At 73.0% G+C, this 574-nt stretch carries 1 protein-coding gene; it reads right to left on the bottom strand.

The window, feature by feature from the left end:
• Positions 1-574: hypothetical protein (locus ACTOQ3_RS43630; RefSeq protein WP_440089958.1), on the bottom strand; the 574-nt coding region annotated here is incomplete at both ends.

A 574-nucleotide genomic window follows, 5' to 3' on the forward strand; every position in this document is an offset into this window, starting at 1 on the left:
GTTCGCGCCGAGGTAGAGGCTCGGCGCCGCGACGAAGACCGTACCGCCGACGGCCAGGAGGGCGCCCGCCCACGAGCCCGTCACGCGCCGGCCGGTCATCCCCACCAGGACGACGAAGGCGGCCAGCATGGGCAGCGCGCCCAGGCGGAGCAGCAGGACCAGCGGCTCCACCCCGGTCACCCAGCTCACCGCGGCCAGGTGCGCGTAGACGAACCAGTGGTAGAAGAGCGGCTCGCCGGCGACCATCGGCACCGTGGGCGGCATGTGGTGCCTCAGCTCGCCGACCAGGGCCAGATGGAACGGCATGTCGACCGAGGACGACCCGAGCGCGGGCCAGACGAGGGCGTGGGTCCCGAAGAAGGAGACCGCGCTCCAGAGCAGCAGGTATGTGAAGATCGACGCGACGGACCACGACCACCACAGCGGCGCCCGCTCCCGGCGGGGCGAGGCCCTCCAGTGCCGGCGCAGCCGGGGGACGGCCAGGAAGAGCAGACAGGTGCCGATCGGCCACACCAGCACGAGCAGCGGCACGCCCACGGCACGGGCGCCGATGTAGGCGAAGACCTCGACGGCG

It is taken from the genome of Streptosporangium sp. LJ11, assembly GCF_051918945.1.
GTDB lineage: Bacteria > Actinomycetota > Actinomycetes > Streptosporangiales > Streptosporangiaceae > Streptosporangium.